The organism is Buchnera aphidicola (Rhopalosiphum maidis) (assembly GCF_003671935.1).
GTDB classification, from domain to species: domain Bacteria; phylum Pseudomonadota; class Gammaproteobacteria; order Enterobacterales; family Enterobacteriaceae; genus Buchnera; species Buchnera aphidicola_AL.
Genome location: NZ_CP032759.1, coordinates 371,643 through 391,417, shown reverse-complemented (window position 1 = coordinate 391,417; position 19,775 = coordinate 371,643). Strand labels below are relative to the sequence as shown.

Here is a 19,775-nt window from a genome sequence, read left to right as displayed (position 1 = left end):
TTTCTGAAGTGTACAATTCGAATCATATGTAAATAAATTAAAAATAATGATCAAAAGTAAATTTATTGTAATTGAAGGATTAGAAGGTGCTGGAAAAACAAATGCTTGCATTTGTATTCAACGTACTTTAAAAGAATATAACATAAAAAATGTTATATTAGTACGTCAACCTGGAAGTACACCTATTGCAGAAAAAATAAGAAAACTAATAAAAAATAATTTTCATATTGAAGATTTTGTAAAAGAAACAGAATTGTTACTGATGTATGCTGCAAGAATACAATTAGTTAAAAAAATAATACAACCAGCCTTGCGAAAGGGTATTTGGGTTATTTCAGATCGTCATGATTTATCTTCTATAGCCTATCAAGGAGGCGGGTTGGGTATAAAAAAGAAAAAAATTAATCAGCTAAAATATCTATTTTTAAAAGATTTTATTCCTGATCTAACTATTTATTTAGACGTTTATCCTGAAATTGGTTTAAAAAGAGCTTTAAAACGAAATAAATTAGATAGAATAGAACATCGCTCTTTAAACTTTTTTAAAAAAACAAGAGATACTTACCTAAAAAATATAGAATTAGACAAAAAAATAATAAAAATAAACGCTAATTTAAACATTCAAATTGTTACTCAAAATATAAAAAGCCAACTTTTAAAATGGCTTGAAAAAAAAGTTATATGAAATTGTATCCTTGGTTACTAAAACCATATAAAAATATTATTGAACTGCATCAAAGAAAAAAAGCACATCATGCCATTTTAATACAAACCCAAAAAGGAATAGGAGCTTTCAAACTAATTTGGTTTATTAGTAAATGGTTATTATGCTTAAAACCAATAGGAATAAAATTTTGTAATAATTGCCATGGGTGCAAACTAATGTCTGCAAAAAATCATCCAGATTGGCATACTATAATTAATGAAAAAAATAATACCTTTGATGTTGATTCTATTCGAATCATTAATGAAAAAATATTTAAACGTGCACAACAAGGAAATAATAAAATCATTTTTTTACCAAATATTCATAAATTAACAGAATCAGCAGTAAATGCATTATTAAAAACATTAGAAGAACCACCGGAAAAAAATTGGTTTTTTCTTATAGATTACAACTATTTAAAATTAAATTACACATTAAAAAGTCGTTGTTTTTTATATAGATTATCACCCCCCATAGAAAAAGAGAGCTTAAATTGGCTAAAAAATGAAAATAAAAGAAATGATATATCAAATTTAACTTCACTACGCATTAATCAAGGTTCTCCTATGCATGCTAAAAAATTTATTGAGGGAGAACTATGGGAAGAAAGAAAAAACTTATACACATCTTTGTCAAATTCCATTGAAAGTAAAAATCTACTAAAAATATTACCCATCTTATGTAAAAACAATACTATAATTAAAATAGATTGGATATGTCTATTGTTATTTGATGCTATAAAAATAAATTTCAATGAAAGGAAAAAATTGACTAACTGTGACCAACTAAAACTAATTAATTTTTTTTCTGAAAAATATAATAATATTATTTTAAATAAAAGTATTAAAAATTGGATAAAATGTCGATATATTTTATCAAGTATATCTAGTATTAATAATGAATTATTACTACTAGAACAATTGCTTGTATGGGAAAAAATTTTACACTTTTTTATTAAACCTTAAATTTCATATTTTTTTTAAATGAAAGAGATAAAATTATGTTATTAATTGATTCTCACTGCCATATTGATCAACTAAATCATAATTCATTGCATGAAAATATCGAAAAAATATTAAAAAAAGCATACGAAAATCATGTAAAAAAATTTTTGACAGTAGCAACTTCTATAGATAATTTTTATAAAATAAAAAAATTATTAGATAAATATAGTTCTATCTTTTATTCTTGTGGGATTCATCCATTATTTTGCCAAAAAGAAATAAAAAATTTGAATGAATTAAAAAAGTTATCTAATTCTAAACGTGTTTTAGCATTGGGAGAAACAGGTCTAGATTATTACTACTCATCTGAAACAAAAAATCTACAACAAGAATTTTTTCGAGAACATATTAGAATTGCAATAGAATTAAATAAACCAATTATAGTACATAGTCGAAATGCTATAAAAGATACAATAAAAATATTAAGGGAAGAAAACGCAGAAAAATGTGGTGGAATTTTACATTCATTTACTGAAAATGAAAAATCAGCATTTCAACTACTAGACATGGGATTTTACATTTCTTTTTCTGGAATAATTACTTTTAAAAAATCGATTGAATTACGTAATACACTAAAAAAAATACCATTAAAAAAATTATTAATAGAAACAGATTCACCATATTTGTCACCTACACCATATAGAGGGAAAGAAAATCAACCAGCATATTTACTTTCTATAGCAAAAAAAGTTGCTTTTATAAAAGAAATAAGTTTAGAAGAATTAGCCAAAATTACTACAAATAATTTTTTTACATTATTTAATTTAAATTTAAAAAAAAATATATTATTTAATTAATTTGATATTTTATATATACTTAGGAGTTTTTTAATATGTTTAAAAATGTATTTGCAAGCCTTCAGAAGGTTGGTAAATCACTGATGTTACCCGTTTCAGTACTTCCTATTGCAGGAATACTCCTTGGAATAGGATCAGCTCATTTTAGTTTTATACCAGAGACTATTTCTCAAATTATGGCACAAACAGGAGGTTCTGTTTTTTCCAATATGCCATTAATTTTTGCAATTGGTGTAGCTCTTGGATTTAGTAATAATGATGGTGTTGCAGCATTGGCGGCTGTTGTTGCTTATAGCATATTAATTCAAACACTATCTGCAGTTGAACCAACTGTATTAAATACAGATGTTGATACAATAAAAAACAAAAATTTTTCTGATATTGGCATATTAGGAGGAATCGTAGCAGGAGCAATTTCAGCGTATATGTTTAATAAATTTTATAGAATTCAATTACCTGAATATTTAGGTTTTTTCGCTGGAAAAAGATTTGTTCCTATTATTTCAGGATTATGCGCAATATTTGTAGGATTAATCCTATCCCTTATTTGGCCTACTATTGGTAATAAAATTCAACTTTTTTCTGAATGGGCTGCTTATCAAAATCCTATTATTGCTTTTTCTCTGTATGGTTTAGTAGAAAGAGCATTAGTACCATTTGGTCTACATCATATATGGAACGTTCCATTCCAAATGCAAATTGGAGAATACAAAAATTCTGTAGGACAAGTTTTTCATGGAGATATTGCAAGATATATGGCAGGTGATTCAACAGCAGGAAATTTATCAGGTGGGTTTATCTTTAAAATGTATGGACTTCCAGGAGCAGCTTTAGCAATTTGGCATACAGCTAAAAAAGAAAATAGAGCTAAAATAGGAAGTATTATGATTTCTGCAGCTTTAACAGCTTTTTTAACAGGAATTACTGAACCCATTGAATTTTCTTTTATATTAGTTGCTCCAATATTATATGTTGTCCATGCTATTTTAGCAGGGTTGTCTTTTCCATTATGTATTTTTTTAAATATGCGGGCTGGAACTAGTTTTTCTCATGGATTTATAGATTTCATAGTATTGAGCGGACATAGTAATCAAATATTACTCTTTCCAGTTATTGGTATCTGCTATGGCCTTTTATACTATAGTATATTTTATTTTTTAATAACTACATTTAATTTAAAAACACCTGGACGTGAAGACAACAAAAAAGCTATGTTTTTTAAAAACAATATAGAAATAGCGCCATATATTGTTAAAGCATTAGGTGGAAAAAGTAATATTAAGCATTTAGATGCATGTATTACTAGATTACGAATTACAGTTTTAGAAATATCAAAAGTCAATCAAGATAGTCTAAAAAACCTTGGGGCTGCAGGTGTAGTTATTTCAGGATCTGGAGTACAAGCTGTTTTTGGCACTAGATCAGAAAATATAAAAACAGAAATGGATGAGTATATGAATAATACATAATAAAAAGGGTGAGTAAAAATTCCACTCGCCCTGGTATTTAAAGTTTTTATATCAGTTAAAATTATAAAAAAGAACATTTCATGAAAAATAAACACTTAATCTTTACAAAAATCATAAAAAAAGAAACATCAACAAAAATTCTTTATCAAGATAAAATAGTAACTGCTTTCGAAGATATAGCACCGAAAGCTCCGATACATATATTAATTATACCTAATACTTTTATAGAAACATCAAATAATATTAATAAAAAAAACAAAAATATTTTTGCGCACATGTTCTATATTGCTGTTAAAATCGCTAAAGATAAAAAAATTAGCAAAGATGGATATAAAATAATTATCAATTGTAATAAAAATGGTGGACAAGAAATAAACTATCTTCACATGCATTTACTAGGAGGTGAAAAACTAAAAGCACTATATTAAACATATTTGATGTTTTTAAAAATTTTAAGGTTAAAAATTGAACAAAATTCTATTACTTTTAACTTTTTTTTTATTTTTTACAAATAGTTGTTCTTTTTTTAAAAATATAAAAAAAAACAACTTTTTCTTAGAAAGAAAACAAATTATTTTTTTAAATTTTGAAGATACTGTTAAAAATATTATTTTAGAAATTATAAATAATAAGAATATATTTTTTTCTAAAAAAATATCGCTATATATTAATTTAGTAGAAAAAAAAAGCAATATTTTTTTGGAAAATAAAAAATTAATTAATATTGTTAAAAAAATTATTTCTATGAACGAAAAAAAAATACATATTATTGATACAGAATCTATTAACAAAACAAAAGAAAAATTAGGATTATCTAAAGATAATAATTCATTAAGTATGAATGAAGCCATTGTAATTTCTCGTAATAACAATGCTACATATTACCTTGATACTTCTATTATTGGTGAAAATAAACCTTTTTTATTAAAAATTCAATTGATACTTGTAAAAACAGGAGAAATTATATTTTATAAAATGCAAAAATTTTATTAAAAAAAATTAAATTAGTTTGATTTTACAGAAAAATTTACTTTCTACTAAAAAATAAAAAATAAAATTTTTACTAATCTGAAAATCAATTTTTTTATTTTTTATAAATCAGTAGAAAGCTTTTATTGTTAATAATTAAACTTTAAAAAATTTTATAAAACATAAAAAACTATATTAAAATTGATACACTACTCCAGCGCCAATAATATTATCTGTAGGAATTTTATTATCTTTAATAAAGTCGTTTTCTTTTAATAAATTAATCTTATAATTCATGTATGTTGAAACATTTTTATTAAATTCATAACGAGTAGAAATATTGATTTGTTTTGCTAAATCTAATTCACTTTTTGGAGTATTTGAATTTTGTCCTTTAGAATCTAAATAGCTTAAAGACGGATGAAACCCAGAGTCAAAACTATATTCTGCAATTGCTTCAATATTTTGTGTTTCGTTAATAAAGCGATCGCTGTGCATATGATATGGTGTTAAATTACGTGCAGCACCATAAAAAGCGGCAATATATACATTATTAGCATCATATTTAAAACCTAATCCATATGAATCTACAGATTTACTTTTTAAATCTATTTTATTTTGATCAGAAATTGGTCTTTCAGATGTAAAACAAGAACCTACAGCAGTCAATCCCGAATCGCTTTCATATTTTAATGATGCTCCCCAACCAACACTATTTTGCTGGTCTGAAATTCTATTTTTAATTGCATCTTGATATTGTAAAGCAAAACTAACGCCATCTACTAAACCAAAAATATTATTATTTCTATAAGTTAGTAGGCTATTATTTCTGCCTACCATATAATTGTCATTGTATGCAAAAACACTGTTATTATTAATGTATGGAATGTGATTTGTTAGTGATTGTGCATCATGAATTACACCATAATTACGACCATAATCTATTGATCCTAAATTACCATATTTTAAACCAGCATATCCTAAACGTACAGTGTTAGGTTGTTGTTTGTCCATTAAATCTTCAGGCATAAAAAGATCGGTTTTATATTCGATTTTAGCATAACTAGATAGTTTATCAGTAATGTTTATTTTTCCTGATAATCCTAAAACAGCATTAGTATTATCTTCTTTAGAAACAATTTCAGTAGATAAAAATTTATTAGAAAAATTATGATTAGGATTTATGCTACCATATAATTCTAATTTGTTACCATTTTTATTAAAAATTTCTATAGCATTTACTGAACTAGTGCTAGCAAAGAGCATTGGTATTAAAATTGCTAAAGATTTATGATTTTTCATAATTTTTATATTACCTTTTTAGTAAATATAGTTTAAATTAAAAAGATTTAAATAATTATTGTATTTTTATAAATTTTGAATCGATAAAATGCTATTAAAATAATAAATAATTTTATATGGAAAAAATGCTTAAAAATTAGCGTTTTTAACAGTACGTGGAAATGGAATTATATCTCGTATATTTGCTATTCCAGTAATGTAAGAAATTAAGCGCTCAAAACCCATGCCAAATCCTGAATGATGAACAGTACCATAACGACGAAGATCTCGATACCACCAATAATCTTCTTTTTTTAAACCTAATTCTGATAAACGTAAATCTAACATCGCAATACGTTCTTCACGTTGAGAACCACCTATTAATTCTCCAACACCTGGAACTAATAAATCCATTGCGGCAACTGTTTTTTTATCGTCATTTAATCTCATATAAAATGCTTTCAACTCTTTGGGATAATTCATGATTACTACAGGTACTTTAAAATATTTTTCTACAAGAAATCTCTCATGCTCAGTATTAAGATCCATTCCGAAAGAAACAACATTCTCAAATTTATTTTTAGAATTTAATAAAATATCTATAGCGTCTTTATACTCTATGCGTACAAAATCTACTAACAAAAATTTTTTTAGACGATTAATTATATCATTATCAATATACTTTTTAAGAAATTTAATATCTTTCATACAATATTTTAAAATAGATTTACAAATATATTTCAAAATAGATTCAGAAAACGTTGCAATTTCATCTAAATTGCAAAAAGAAGATTCGACTTCTAACATCCAAAATTCTGCTAGATGACGACTGGTATTAGAATTTTCAGCTCGAAATGTAGGACCAAAAGTATATACTTTTGATAAAGAACAGGCATATGTTTCTAAATTAAGTTGTCCCGAAACAGTTAAAAAAGATTCTTTTCCAAAAAAATCTTTTTTAAAATCAACGGAACCATTTATTTTCTTAGGAATGTTTTTTAAATCCATCGTTGAAACGCGAAACATTTCTCCTGCTCCTTCTGTATTAAGACCAGTAATAATAGGTGTAGGAATCCAATAATAACCTTTTTTATGTAAAAATTTGTGTAATGATTGAAATACATGATTTCTTATTCTTACTATTGCTCCAATTAAATTTGTTCTAGAACGTAAATGTGCTACTTCTCTTAAGTATTCTAAAGTATGTTTTTTAGCAGATATTGGATAAGTATCTGGGTTTTGAATCCATCCTAATACCTGAATTTCTGTCGCTTTTATTTCGTATTTTTGTTGTTCTCCAATAGATAAAACAAGAACTCCAGTTATTGTTATAGAACAACCTATAGTTAAATGCAATATATCTGTATAATAATTAGATAGATTTTTATTGGCAATAATTTGTATACAATCAAAACATGAACCATCATACATTGTAATAAAGGAAAAACCAGATTTTGAACTTCTACGACTTCGAACCCATCCAGAGACAGTAATAGAAGTATTTACTATAATATCATCTTTATAGATTTTCGATATTGATATTGTACTCATAATTTTTTCCTTATATCTTCTTTTTAAACAGTCTATCGAAATAAAATTAATTAAGATGACTAGTTTTGAATTAAAATATCAATGATAAATCAAACGCTTTACATAAAGATTTAATAAATTCTCTATCTAAACAAAAAGTTTTACCAGGACTATCAGATAGTTTGGCAACTGGTTTACCATTACATTTAACAAGTTTAATTACTATATTTAGTGGTTTGACATTTGGAATATCACAGGTTAATTTTGTTCCAATACCAAATATAATATTTATTCTATTATTAAATTTTTTATAAAGAGATATAATTTTTTTAAAATTTAAATTATCTGAAAATAATAATGTTTTAGTAGTAGGATCAATTCCTAAACGCTCATAATGTTTAAGCGCTTTCTCGCCCCATTTTACTGGATCCCCTGAATCATGCCTAATACCTTGATAAGATTTTGAAAAAAATAAATTAAAATCACGTAAAAATGAATCCATTGTAATACAATCTGTAAGAGCAATACCTAAATGTTGATTATATTGATGCAACCATGTTTCTAATGCCAATATTTGACTATTTCTTAGATTAGAACTAATTTGTTGATGCGCTTGAAACCACTCATGTGCTTGAGTTCCTACTGGTAGTAGTTTTAAAATACGTGATATATGGTAATTACTCGAACCAATTAAAAAAGGAAATTTATCTTTTAATCTTTTAACAATTGAATATTGTACGTCATAAGAAAATCGTCTTCTTGTTCCAAAATCTACAATTTTTAAACGAGATAAATCTAAATTCTTATTTTTTTTAAAAAATTTTGTTAATTTTTTATCTAAATACTTTACTGCAATATTTGAAGTAATATCTGGATAACAATGTTTATGAAAAATTTCACTAATTAATGATAAAATAGGAACTTCCCATAAAATTACTTCTTTCCACAATCCACTTATACGAATATGTAATCGACCATGATAATTTTTAACTTTAACTTGTGTAATATTATAACGAAATTTTTTTAACCAATGTAAATATTCTCTTTTAAAAAATGGAAAAGTGGTCATATAGAGGTATTCTTCATGACTAAGAGATAAAGAAGACATCATATTGATTTGATCTAATAAAATATTAGAATAGCGACCTAAGGTATTAGGACCTCTACAAATGAATTCTGCAACCACATTTACATTTCTATAATGATAAAAAACAGCTTGTTGCATATGAAGTTTATACGCATCAGTGTCAAGTAACGTTTTCACTATTGGATAATTATATCGTTTCATAATATATCTGTTTTCATAGTATTCTTTTTTATAGTATGATAATTATCATATAACTTTATATTTAAAATTATATAAAATGTTTAAAAGATGATAAAAACAATCCTAATATATATAAAAATATAACATAAATAAAAAGGTTATCAATTTTTAAAAAAAATCATAGTATGAAGTTTTTAACTGTTCTTACAAAGGAATTATAATGTTTTACTATTTAATTCGTAAACTTTTATTTTTAATTGATCCTGAAAAAGCACATACACTAACATTAAAATATTTTAATTCTAAAAAAATTCAATTCATAAGAAATTTTTTTATTAAATCAATTCCATTAAAAAAAACAAAATGTATGGGGCTAACATTTAACAATAAAATTGGTCTAGCTGCAGGAATGGATAAAAATGGAGATTATATAGATTCTTTATCTAAAATCGGATTTGGTTTTATTGAAGTAGGCACAGTTACTCCTTTACCCCAATACGGTAATCCAAAACCTAGAATTTTTCGAATTCCTTCAATAGAAGGAATTATTAATAAAATGGGATTTAATAATTTCGGAATAGATTATTTAGTTAATAATATAAAAAAATCTAAATTTAAAGGAATAATTGGTGTAAACATAGGAAAAAATAAAAATACAAAAATTGAAGATGCGATAAAAGATTATTTAATTTGTATAGAAAAAGTGTATTTTTATGCCAGTTACATTGCTATTAACATTTCATCTCCAAATACTATTAATTTAAGAAAATTACAATATGGTACATTATTTAAAAATTTATTAAGAGATATAAAAAAAAAACAAGGAGAAATGTATTCTAAATATTCTAAATATGTACCAATAGCGATTAAAATTTCTCCAGACCTATCAAAAAAAGAATTAATTGATATTTCCAACCAATTAATTCACTATAAAATAGATGGAGTTATTGCAACTAATACAACATTAGATTATTCATTAATACCTGAAACTAAAAATAATATACAAGAGGGAGGATTAAGTGGTTTACCTTTACAAAAAAAAAGCAATGATGTGATATCAATATTATATAAAAATCTCAAAAGAAAAATTCCTATTATCGGAGTTGGAGGTATTAATTCTATCAACGCTGCTAGAGAAAAAATTGTATGTGGAGCTAGTTTAATACAGATATATTCTGGATTAATATATCATGGTCCAAATTTTGTTAGAAAAATAATTAAAAATCTATAAAATAAAGATATTTATATAATTTAGCACTGTATTTTTTAAGAATTTTTTCTTTTTTTTTACTAACATATCTTATTAGATATTAATTTTTTAAAAAATTTTAAATATTTAAAAAAATGAAAATAAAACAATGAATTATTTATTTGCTAGTACAAATTTTGGATGTGAAAAATTTTTAGAACAAGAACTCCTATCTTTAGGAGGAAAAAACATAAAAATTATAAAAGGTGGCGTATATTATGAAGGAGAAGATTTAATACTATATAATAGTTTAATGTGGAGCCGAATTTCTTCAAGGATTTTTTTATGTATAAAAAAATTTACCATAAAAAATAGTGATGATTTATATCATAATACCTATAATATTAATTGGACTAAAATATTATACTTGGAAAATAATTTTCTAGTTAAATTTAATGGAACAAATAATATTATTCGAAATAGCTTATTTGGTTCATTAACAATTAAAGATTCTATCGTGGATAAATTTTATCAAAAATATTCCATTCGTCCCAACATAAATCTTATCACTCCAGATATTCGTATTACGGCATATTTATTTCAAAATTCAGTTCATATTATGTTAGATTTAAGTGGTGATGCTTTAAATAAAAGAGGATATCGTAAATTTTTTGATGTTGCGCCTATCAAAGAAAACTTAAGTTCAGCAATTATATTAAGTTCAGGATGGAAAAAAAATACTCCTTTAATAGATCCTATGTGTGGATCAGGAACATTATTAATTGAAGCAGCAATGATGTCTTCTGATAGAGCTCCTGGACTTACAAGAAAAAAATGGGGATTTCAATCTTGGAAGGGATATAATGAAAAAATATGGAAAGAAGTTCTAAAAAACGCAAAAGAAAGATTTAAAATAGGTATAAAAAAATGTGTTAAAAATTATTTTATAGGATATGATTGTAATCCAAACATTATAGAGAAAGCTCAAAAAAATGCAATAAATGCAAATTTAGAAAATATTGTTAATTTTGTTAAATGTGATTTAAGTAATCTTAAAAATCCTTATCAAAAACAAGAAATTGGCACATTAATAAGCAATCCTCCTTATGGAGAAAGATATAAAACTGAAAATAATTTAATAGCTTTATATATTGAATTAGGAGTTATATCAAGAAAACACTTTAAAAATTGGAAACTATCAGTATTTAGTTCATCTGAATTTTTATTAAAATTTTTACAAATGAAATCATACGAAAATTTTATTTTTAAAAATGGTTCATTAAACTGTACTTTAAAAAATTACGAAATATTTTCAAATACAATCAACGATAAAAGCCAAGAATATCAAAATAGACTACAAAAAAATTTTAAAAAATTAAAAAAATGGAATGATTTACAAGAAATAGAATGTTTTCGAGTATATGATTCAGATTTGCCAAATTATAAAATAATAGTAGATGTTTATAAAAAATGGTTAGTAATTCAAGAATATCAAGCACCGAAATTAATACATCACAAAGAAGCACATAAAAGACTATGTAATGCTATTTACCATAGTAAAGAAATACTATCTATCCCTACAAATAATATAGTAATAAAGTTTAGAAAAAAACAAAAAAACAAAGAACAATACCAAAAATTATTTAATAGTGGTAGTTTTTTTATAATTAAAGAATATCATGTAAAATTATTAGTGAATTTAATTGATTATTTAGATACAGGTTTATTTTCGGAAAATCGACTTGTAAGAAAGCTATTAGGTGAAATGTCTAAAGGAAAAGATTTTTTAAACTTATTTGCATACACTGGAGCAGCTAGTGTATACGCAGGATTAGGAAAAGCTAGAAGTACTACAACTGTAGATATATCCAATACATATATTGGATGGTCTATGCGCAATATGTCTCTTAATAATTTAACAAATAGTAAAAATGTTTTTATTCAAAAAGATTGTTTAGAATGGATTGTTTTAACTAAAAAGAAATTTGATTTGATTTTTATAAATCCACCTACTTTTTCAAATTCCAAGAGAATGAAAAAATCTTTTGAATTAAAAAGAGATTACATTGAATTAATGATAAACCTAAAAAGAATCTTACGAAAAGATGGTAATATTGTTTTTTCAAGTTCAACACATAACTTTGAAATTGATTGCAATAATATTAAAAAAATAAATCTACATGCAAAAAATATTACTAATTTAACACAAACGAAAGATCATTTAAAAAAGAATTATCATTCTTGGTTAATCAAACATATTCAATAAATTAAAAAAACGAGAAATACATGCCTCTAATTAGTATTCAAGATGCCTCTTTATCATTCAGTGATTTAGAAATATTAAAAAAAGTTGTACTTTATATAAATAAAAACGAACGTATTAGTTTAATTGGTAAAAATGGTGCTGGAAAATCAACCTTATTAAAGGTAATTAATAAAAATCAAGATTTAGATCACGGTTCTATCATTTATCAAAAAAATATTAAAATATCTTATTTAAAACAAGATAATCCAAAAAACCTAAATATTTCTATACATAATTTTATTAAAAACCAATTTAAAAGAGAAATAAATATTAATGAAACTATAGAAATCAATAAATTAATTAAAAATTTTCAAGTTGATAAAAACTCTTTACTTTCAGAGTTATCTGGAGGATTTTTAAGAAAAATTGTATTAGGTTCTGTATTGTTAGGTAAACCAGATGTCTTGTTACTTGATGAACCAACAAATCACTTAGATATTAGTTCAATTTCATGGCTAGAAAACTTTTTAAAAAAATTTTCAGGAACAGTATTATTTATATCACATGATAGATCTTTTATTCAAAATGTATGTACAAGAATTGTCGATCTTGATAGAGGAAAATTAACTTCTTTTCCAGGAAATTACAAAGAATTTATAAAATTAAAAAAAGAACATAATCGGATTGAAAAAATAAATAAAAAACTATTTGATCAAAATTTAGAAAAAGAAGAGATATGGATTAGAAAAGGAATTAAAGCTCGTACTACTCGTAATGAAGGAAGAGTTAGAAATTTAAAAACATTACGAAAAGAACATGAAAACTATAAAAAAATAGACAACTTTGATAATATTAAAATTAATGAAATTAAAAGTTATCCAGGAAAAATAATTTTTAAATTAAAAAACATAAGTTTTTTAATTGAAAAAAAAACCATTATTCAAAATTTTTCTTCAATAATACAATATGGTGATAAAATAGGATTGATAGGTAACAACGGATCTGGAAAAAGTACTATGATAAAAATACTTATGGGAGAAAAAAAAATTCAAACAGGTTCAATTTATTTTGGAACAGAATTGAAAATAGCATATTTTGATCAAGACCGATCAATTTTAAATCCTAATAAATCTATCTTAGAAAACATAAACAATGGAACAGAAAAAATTATACTAAATGGAAAAGAACAACATTTAATAGGATACCTAAAAAAATTTCTATTTAAACCAAATCAAGTACAATGTTTAGTAAAAACTTTGTCTGGAGGCGAATGTAATAGATTACTTTTAGCAAAATTATTTTTAAAACCAAGCAACGTTTTAATCTTTGATGAACCTACAAACGACTTAGATTTGGATACACTAGAATTATTAGAAAATATTATTATAAAATATTCAGGAACAGTTTTAATAGTAAGTCATGATAGAAATTTCATTGAAAATACAGTAAATAAATATTGGATATTTAAAGGAGATGGATTAATAAATACACATTTTAATTCATATGATAGTGTAATAAAAGAAAAAAATAGAAAAATTCAAAAAAAATGTGTATTAAATCAAAATAAATCTCATATTAATTGTTCAAAAATAAAACAAAATCAAGTAAAAAAAGAATTAAAAGAAGTATTAAATAAAATAGAAAAAATAGAAAATAACATTCAAAGATTAAAAAATAAAATGAATGAACCAAGTTTTTTTAAACAAAATATTATCAATCAATTACCTACTTTAAAAGAATTTAAAATAGAAGAAAAAAAATTAGAAAAAATATTAATATGTTGGGAAAACTTAGAAAAAAAACTATAAATTATTTTTTTATAAAAAATTAATTATACATCATGCATACATTTTAAAGAACAACAATTTTTAAAATCAATTGCACAATTTTCACACTGAATAAAAAGAAGATGACATAGATCAAAACTACAATTTACATATCGATCTGAAGGTTTAGCACATTGTTTACAAAAAGATATAATCTTATCTGAAATTTTTTCAATCATACGGTTATCAAAAACAAAATTACTACCTTCAAAAAGAATCGGCAATCCGTTTTTTTTAGCATCGTGAACATAACCAAGAATTCCACCTTTCAAATGATAGACGTATTTAAAACCATTAAAATGCATCCAAGCACTGGCTTTTTCGCAACGAATACCACCTGTACAATACATTACAATGTTTTTATTTTTAGCATAATCCATAATTTGAATTACTTTCTTCAATTGCTCTCGAAAAGTTTGACTCTTAATTTCTATAGCATTTGGAAAATGTCCAATTTGATATTCATAAGAATTTCGCATGTCAATAAAAATTGTTTTTCGATCATTCAACATTGTATTAACTTGTTTTGACTTTATATAGATACCGACATTTTTAGAATTAAACAATGGATTTGTAATACCATCATTAACAATATTTTTTTTAATTTTAATAGAAAGCACTGAAAATGCTTGTGAATCATGATTTAATGATTTATTAATAAATAAATCGTTTAGTTCTGGAGTAAAATTATATAACAAATTTTTTACCAAAAAATAAAATTTTACAGGAATACTAATCTGAGCATTGATACCTTCATTAGCTACGTAAACTCTTCCTAAAACATTATATTCATAAAAATTTTTATAAATTTCATCTCTAAATTCTTTTGTATTTTTTATTAAAAAATACTTATAAAAAGAAACTACAAAACGAGGTTCTTTATTAAAAAGCATCTTTTTTTTCAATTCTTTTTTAGAAATACGATTATATAAATTTGACATCATCAAAAACCTTTAATTAAAAATTTATATTTTTTTATATTATGAGTTATTAAATAATTTTAATTGTTGAGATAATTTTAAATAAACTTCGTTTAAATTTTTTAATTTTTTTATTTCTTGATTTATTATATTTTTGGGAGCATAAGATAAAAAATCTTGATTAGATGTTTTTTCTTCAGAAATTAAAATTTGTGATTTAATTTTTTTTATTTCTTTATTTAATCGTTTTACTTCAGTTTCTTTATTAACCATTTTCAGTATGGGAATTAAAATTTCAACTCCATCAATTATTTTTTTTATAGATAAAAAAGGTTCATCGTCTTTATTAGATAAAATATTGATTTTATCTAAAAATGCCATGTTTTTTAAAAAAAATTTATTTTCTTTAATTATATTCTCTTTTTCAGAATTGATATTTTTTAAAAACAATGGTAATAATTTAGTAGGACTAATATTCATTTTTACTCTAGTATTTCGCAAAAAGATAATTATTTTTTTTATCCAACTAATATTAGACAATATATTTTCATCAAATAATTGATCATTATATTCTGGAAAAGGTTGAAGCATAATTGTTTTATCTTCAATATTTTTAATTATTTTTACTCTTTGCCAAATAGATTCTGTAATAAAAGGAATTATAGGATGAGATAATCTTAACAATAACTCTAAAATATAAATTAAAATATTTTTAGTAAAATATATATCTTGAGAAGTACCTAATTTTATAATCGATTTTACAAATTCTAAATACCAATCGCAAAAAACATTCCAAACAAAATCATATAAAATATTAGCTGCAATATCAAACCGATAAGTATCTAACGAGTTTCTATATGATTTAACTGTATTATTAAATTTGATTAATATCCATTTATTTATTAATAACATATTATCATCAATAGAAAAATTAAAATAATTATGATTTTTTGTATTAATTAAAACAAAACGACTAGCATTCCAAAGTTTATTACAAAAATTACGATATCCCTTTAATCTATTCATATCCCATTGTATATCACGTGTATTAGATGCTAAAGCAGAAAAAGTAAAACGTAACGCATCTGTACCTGTAGAATCAATTCCATTAGGAAATTGTTTTACAGTACGATCACGAATTTTTTCAGACAAATGAGGTTTTAATAAATTATTTGTTCTCTTTTCAATTAATTTATTTAATGAAATGCCATCTATCATATCAATTGGATCAATCACATTTCCTTTTGATTTTGACATTTTTTTACCTTCTTCATCACGTATTAAACCTGTTATATAAACATCTTTAAATGGTATTTGAGGATTCCCATGACAATCTTTAACAAAATACATTGTTAACATAATCATTCGAGCAATCCAAAAAAAGATAATATCAAAGCCACTAACTAAAACATTCGTTGAATGAAAAACTTTTAAAAATTCTGTTTTCTTCGGCCAACCTAACGTAGAAAAAGTCCATAAAGCGGAAGAAAACCACGTATCTAATACATCATTATCTTGATTTAAGATTATATCATTCGATATATTGTATTCCTCACGTATTTTTTTTTCATTGTGACCAACATATGCATTTTTCTTATCATCATACCATATTGGAATACGGTGACCCCACCATAATTGACGTGAGATACACCAATCTTTAATATTATTCATCCAAGACAAATACATACTTTCATATTGATCTGGTATAAATTTAATTTTTTTTTCTCTAACAACAGAAATAGCTAATTTAGATAATTGAGACGTTTTTAAATACCACTGATTAGTTAACATGGGTTGAATGATAACACCGCTTCGATCGCTATAAGGAGTAAGAATATTACATTCTTCGATGTTTTCTAAAAATCCTAATTTTTTAATTTCACAAACAATTTTTTTTCTTGCAGATAAAATATCTAAATTTTGAAATTCAATTGGAATAAACGAATTATAAGAATTAGATTCTTTACCTTGATAATTGTAAACTGAAGAATTAGATTTAATTTTTCCATTAAAAGTAAAAATATTAATCATAGGTAATTTATGACGCTGTCCTACTTCATAATCATTAAAATCATGTGCGGGAGTTATTTTTACACAACCCGTATCCTTATTTAAATCTGCATAATCATCTCCAATAATCGGTATTATTCTATTAACAATAGGACATATGACAAATTGACCAATTAAATGATTATATTTATAATCCTTTGGATTCACAGCTAAAGCAGTATCACCCAATAAGGTTTCTGGTCTAGTTGTAGCTACTAATAAATATTTAGTATTTATAGTTTTTGTACTTTTAACAATTGGATATCGAATCAACCATTTTTTACTTTTTACTAAACGATGTTCTACTTCTAAATCTGAGATCACTGTTTCCAATTTCGAATCCCAGTGTACTAATCTTTTTTTTTGATAAATTAAGTTATTTTTATATAAAATAATAAAAGCTTCTTTAACAGAATCAGAAATATCAGGATCTAAAGTAAATTTTTCTCTTTCCCAATCAACAGAATTTCCTAAACGTCTCATTTGTTTCGTAACAGAAAAATTAGATTTTTTTTTCCATTTCCACATTTTTTTAACAAAATTATTTCTACCATAATCTTTTTTTGTTTTTTTTTCTTCTAAAAAAATCTGACGTTCAATTAAAATTTGGGTTGCTATTCCAGCATGATCTGTGCCAACTTGCCATAGTGTATTTTTTCCTTGCATTCTATGATAGCGAATCAATATATCCATAATTGTTTGTTGAAAAGCATGCCCCATATGTAAATTACCTGTAATATTAGGAGGTGGCATCATAATACAAAAAGTTGGTTTATTTAAGTTGTTATTGGGTTTAAAAAATCCATTTTTTTCCCAAAAATCATATAAAGGTTCTTCAATATCTTTAGGGTTGTAATTTTTTTCCATTGTATTCAACTGTATTTTTGTTTTAAGAATGGCACTATTGCCGTATTAACAAATTAAATTCTTTTATATTATTCAAAATTAAAAAAATCAGATTCATTTAATAGAAATTGACTTAATAGTTCAACAGGACGACCTGTTGCACCTTGATTTTTTCCAGATTTCCAAGCTGTTCCAGCAATATCTAAATGTGCCCAAGTGTATTGTTTTGAAAATTGATAAAGAAAGCAAGCAGCGGTTATTGCACCTGCTTTACCTTTTCCAATGTTTGAAAAATCCGCAAAATTGGAATACAATTCTTTTTCATATTCTCTAGATAAAGGTAAACGCCATATTTTATCATTAGTTTGTTGCGAAGATTTTTCTAATGAACAAGCAAGTTTTTCATCATTCGAAAAAAAACCACTAAAATGATTTCCTAATGCTATAACACATGCTCCAGTTAAAGTTGCAATATCAATAACTATATTGGGAGAAAAACGATTTACATACGTTAAAACATCGCATAAAACTAAACGTCCTTCAGCATCAGTGTTTAGTACTTCTACTGTTTTACCCGACATCGTAGTCAAAATATCGCCGGGTCTAAAAGCATTTCCTCCTGGCATGTTTTCACAACCAGCTAAAATACCGATAATAGTCAGAGGTAAATTTAATTTAGCTGCAACAATTAAAGTTCCATATACTGCCGCTGCACCACACATATCATATTTCATTTCATTCATGTTTTTAGATGGTTTTATAGATATACCTCCAGAATCAAATGTTAGTCCTTTCCCTATTAAGACAATAACTTTGTTTTTCTTATTTTTATTTTTTCCAGAGTATTTAATAACAGACATATATGGTTTATTTTTAGATCCACTACCAACGGCAATATAAGCGTTCATGCCTAATTTATGCATTTCTTTGACATCAATTGATGTAACATCAATTTTATCTTTGTATTTTTCAGATAATTTTTGAGCTTGTAAAGATAAGTACAATGGATTACAAACATTAGGTGGTAAATTAGCTAAATTTTTTGCAGCTCTAATTCCAGAATTAATTGCTAAAGCATGTTCTAAAGCATTTTTCGCTATATTAAAATATTTATCTTTCATTACATTTAATGAAATTGAATTTAAATAAATATCTTTTTTAAAAGATGTATTTATCTTAACACTTTTATATAAATATTTATTAATAGAATTAACTATTGTCCTAATAGACCAATATATATCACAATTTTCAATATTTATTTCATTTAAAGAAAAAATAATATTTTTAATAGAAAATTGATTTAAAATTTTCATGGTTTTTTTTACTATCTTACCAAGATAGTATCTATTTAAAGTATTTTTGTCTCCGCATCCTACTAGTAACATTCTTTTAGAAGTAATGTTAGGAACATCGTGCAATAAAAGAGTTTGACCTATTTTCCCTTGCATATCACCTCTTCTAATAAAATTATTAATATAACTAGAAGAAAATGCATTTAAATGATTTTTTAAATGTGTAAATTCACAAAATTTAAATACAAAAATTATGATACAATCGCTTTTTTCTTTTTCTAGAGAAGAATTTTTTATAAAAAATTTCATATTTTTTTCTCAAAAATTATAGTAGAAACATTATTAATTATATATTTTATTCTTTCAATATTAAAAAAAATAAATA

15 protein-coding genes are annotated in these 19,775 nt (G+C 24.3%); 9 read left to right on the top strand and 6 right to left on the bottom strand.

Annotated features, from left to right (window positions below):
- Positions 1–46: 46 nt before the first annotated feature.
- The 6 genes from tmk to D8S97_RS01955 all read left to right on the top strand — a co-directional run bounded on the left by tmk (position 47) and on the right by D8S97_RS01955 (position 4,969).
- Positions 47–685 carry a dTMP kinase gene (tmk, locus tag D8S97_RS01980; RefSeq protein WP_158361220.1) on the top strand — a complete coding sequence of 213 codons (639 nt, stop codon included), beginning with the start codon at positions 47–49 and terminating at the stop codon, positions 683–685.
- On the top strand, positions 682–1,671 hold the full coding sequence (locus D8S97_RS01975) for a DNA polymerase III subunit delta' C-terminal domain-containing protein (RefSeq protein ID WP_158361219.1): 990 nt from the start codon (positions 682–684) through the stop codon (positions 1,669–1,671). The genes tmk and D8S97_RS01975 overlap by 4 nt, the downstream gene beginning before the upstream one ends.
- Before the next feature lie 35 nt (positions 1,672–1,706).
- A complete protein-coding gene (locus D8S97_RS01970; protein ID WP_158361218.1) occupies positions 1,707–2,507 on the top strand; it encodes a TatD family hydrolase in 801 nt (266 codons plus the stop codon).
- A gap of 35 nt (positions 2,508–2,542) precedes the next feature.
- Positions 2,543–3,976 carry a PTS glucose transporter subunit IIBC gene (gene ptsG / locus D8S97_RS01965; RefSeq protein ID WP_158361217.1) on the top strand — a complete coding sequence of 478 codons (1,434 nt, stop codon included), beginning with the start codon at positions 2,543–2,545 and terminating at the stop codon, positions 3,974–3,976.
- A gap of 80 nt (positions 3,977–4,056) precedes the next feature.
- On the top strand, positions 4,057–4,404 hold the full coding sequence (locus D8S97_RS01960) for an HIT domain-containing protein (RefSeq protein ID WP_158361216.1): 348 nt from the start codon (positions 4,057–4,059) through the stop codon (positions 4,402–4,404).
- Positions 4,405–4,441: 37 nt separating this feature from the next.
- Complete coding sequence (locus D8S97_RS01955) at positions 4,442–4,969, top strand: hypothetical protein (RefSeq protein ID WP_158361215.1); 528 nt, start codon at positions 4,442–4,444, stop codon at positions 4,967–4,969.
- Positions 4,970–5,140: 171 nt separating this feature from the next.
- On the opposite strand, the gene D8S97_RS01950 is transcribed toward D8S97_RS01955, so the two are convergent.
- From D8S97_RS01950 to pncB, 3 genes are all read right to left on the bottom strand, one after another.
- Positions 5,141–6,247 carry a porin gene (locus D8S97_RS01950; protein WP_158361214.1) on the bottom strand — a complete coding sequence of 369 codons (1,107 nt, stop codon included), beginning with the start codon at positions 6,245–6,247 and terminating at the stop codon, positions 5,141–5,143.
- Between the two features lie 129 nt (positions 6,248–6,376).
- Positions 6,377–7,777 (bottom strand): asparagine--tRNA ligase, encoded by a 1,401-nt coding sequence (gene asnS / locus D8S97_RS01945; protein ID WP_158361213.1) that lies wholly within the window; start codon positions 7,775–7,777, stop codon positions 6,377–6,379.
- A gap of 70 nt (positions 7,778–7,847) precedes the next feature.
- Positions 7,848–9,044: a nicotinate phosphoribosyltransferase gene (pncB, locus tag D8S97_RS01940; protein ID WP_158361212.1), complete on the bottom strand. Its 1,197-nt coding sequence runs from the start codon at positions 9,042–9,044 to the stop codon at positions 7,848–7,850.
- 199 nt (positions 9,045–9,243) lie between these two features.
- Here pncB and pyrD point away from each other — a divergent pair, with 199 nt between their 5' ends.
- The 3 genes from pyrD (at position 9,244) to D8S97_RS01925 (ending at position 14,265) form a co-directional block, all read left to right on the top strand.
- Positions 9,244–10,254, top strand: coding sequence for a quinone-dependent dihydroorotate dehydrogenase (pyrD, locus tag D8S97_RS01935; RefSeq protein ID WP_158361211.1), 1,011 nt, complete (start codon positions 9,244–9,246; stop codon positions 10,252–10,254).
- A 127-nt stretch (positions 10,255–10,381) separates the two neighbouring features.
- Positions 10,382–12,478: a bifunctional 23S rRNA (guanine(2069)-N(7))-methyltransferase RlmK/23S rRNA (guanine(2445)-N(2))-methyltransferase RlmL gene (gene rlmKL, locus D8S97_RS01930; protein ID WP_158361210.1), complete on the top strand. Its 2,097-nt coding sequence runs from the start codon at positions 10,382–10,384 to the stop codon at positions 12,476–12,478.
- Positions 12,479–12,498: 20 nt separating this feature from the next.
- The gene (locus D8S97_RS01925; RefSeq protein ID WP_158361209.1) at positions 12,499–14,265 is read left to right on the top strand and encodes an ATP-binding cassette domain-containing protein; all 1,767 of its coding nucleotides are present in this window, start codon (positions 12,499–12,501) and stop codon (positions 14,263–14,265) included.
- 23 nt (positions 14,266–14,288) lie between these two features.
- Here D8S97_RS01925 and D8S97_RS01920 read toward each other — a convergent pair whose 3' ends face one another.
- The 3 genes from D8S97_RS01920 to D8S97_RS01910 all read right to left on the bottom strand — a co-directional run bounded on the left by D8S97_RS01920 (position 14,289) and on the right by D8S97_RS01910 (position 19,699).
- A complete protein-coding gene (locus D8S97_RS01920) occupies positions 14,289–15,224 on the bottom strand; it encodes a rhodanese-related sulfurtransferase (RefSeq protein ID WP_186821872.1) in 936 nt (311 codons plus the stop codon).
- A 39-nt stretch (positions 15,225–15,263) separates the two neighbouring features.
- A complete protein-coding gene (locus D8S97_RS01915; protein ID WP_158361207.1) occupies positions 15,264–18,119 on the bottom strand; it encodes a valine--tRNA ligase in 2,856 nt (951 codons plus the stop codon).
- A gap of 68 nt (positions 18,120–18,187) precedes the next feature.
- On the bottom strand, positions 18,188–19,699 hold the full coding sequence (locus D8S97_RS01910; protein ID WP_158361206.1) for a leucyl aminopeptidase: 1,512 nt from the start codon (positions 19,697–19,699) through the stop codon (positions 18,188–18,190).
- Between the last annotated feature and the right edge of the window lie 76 nt (positions 19,700–19,775).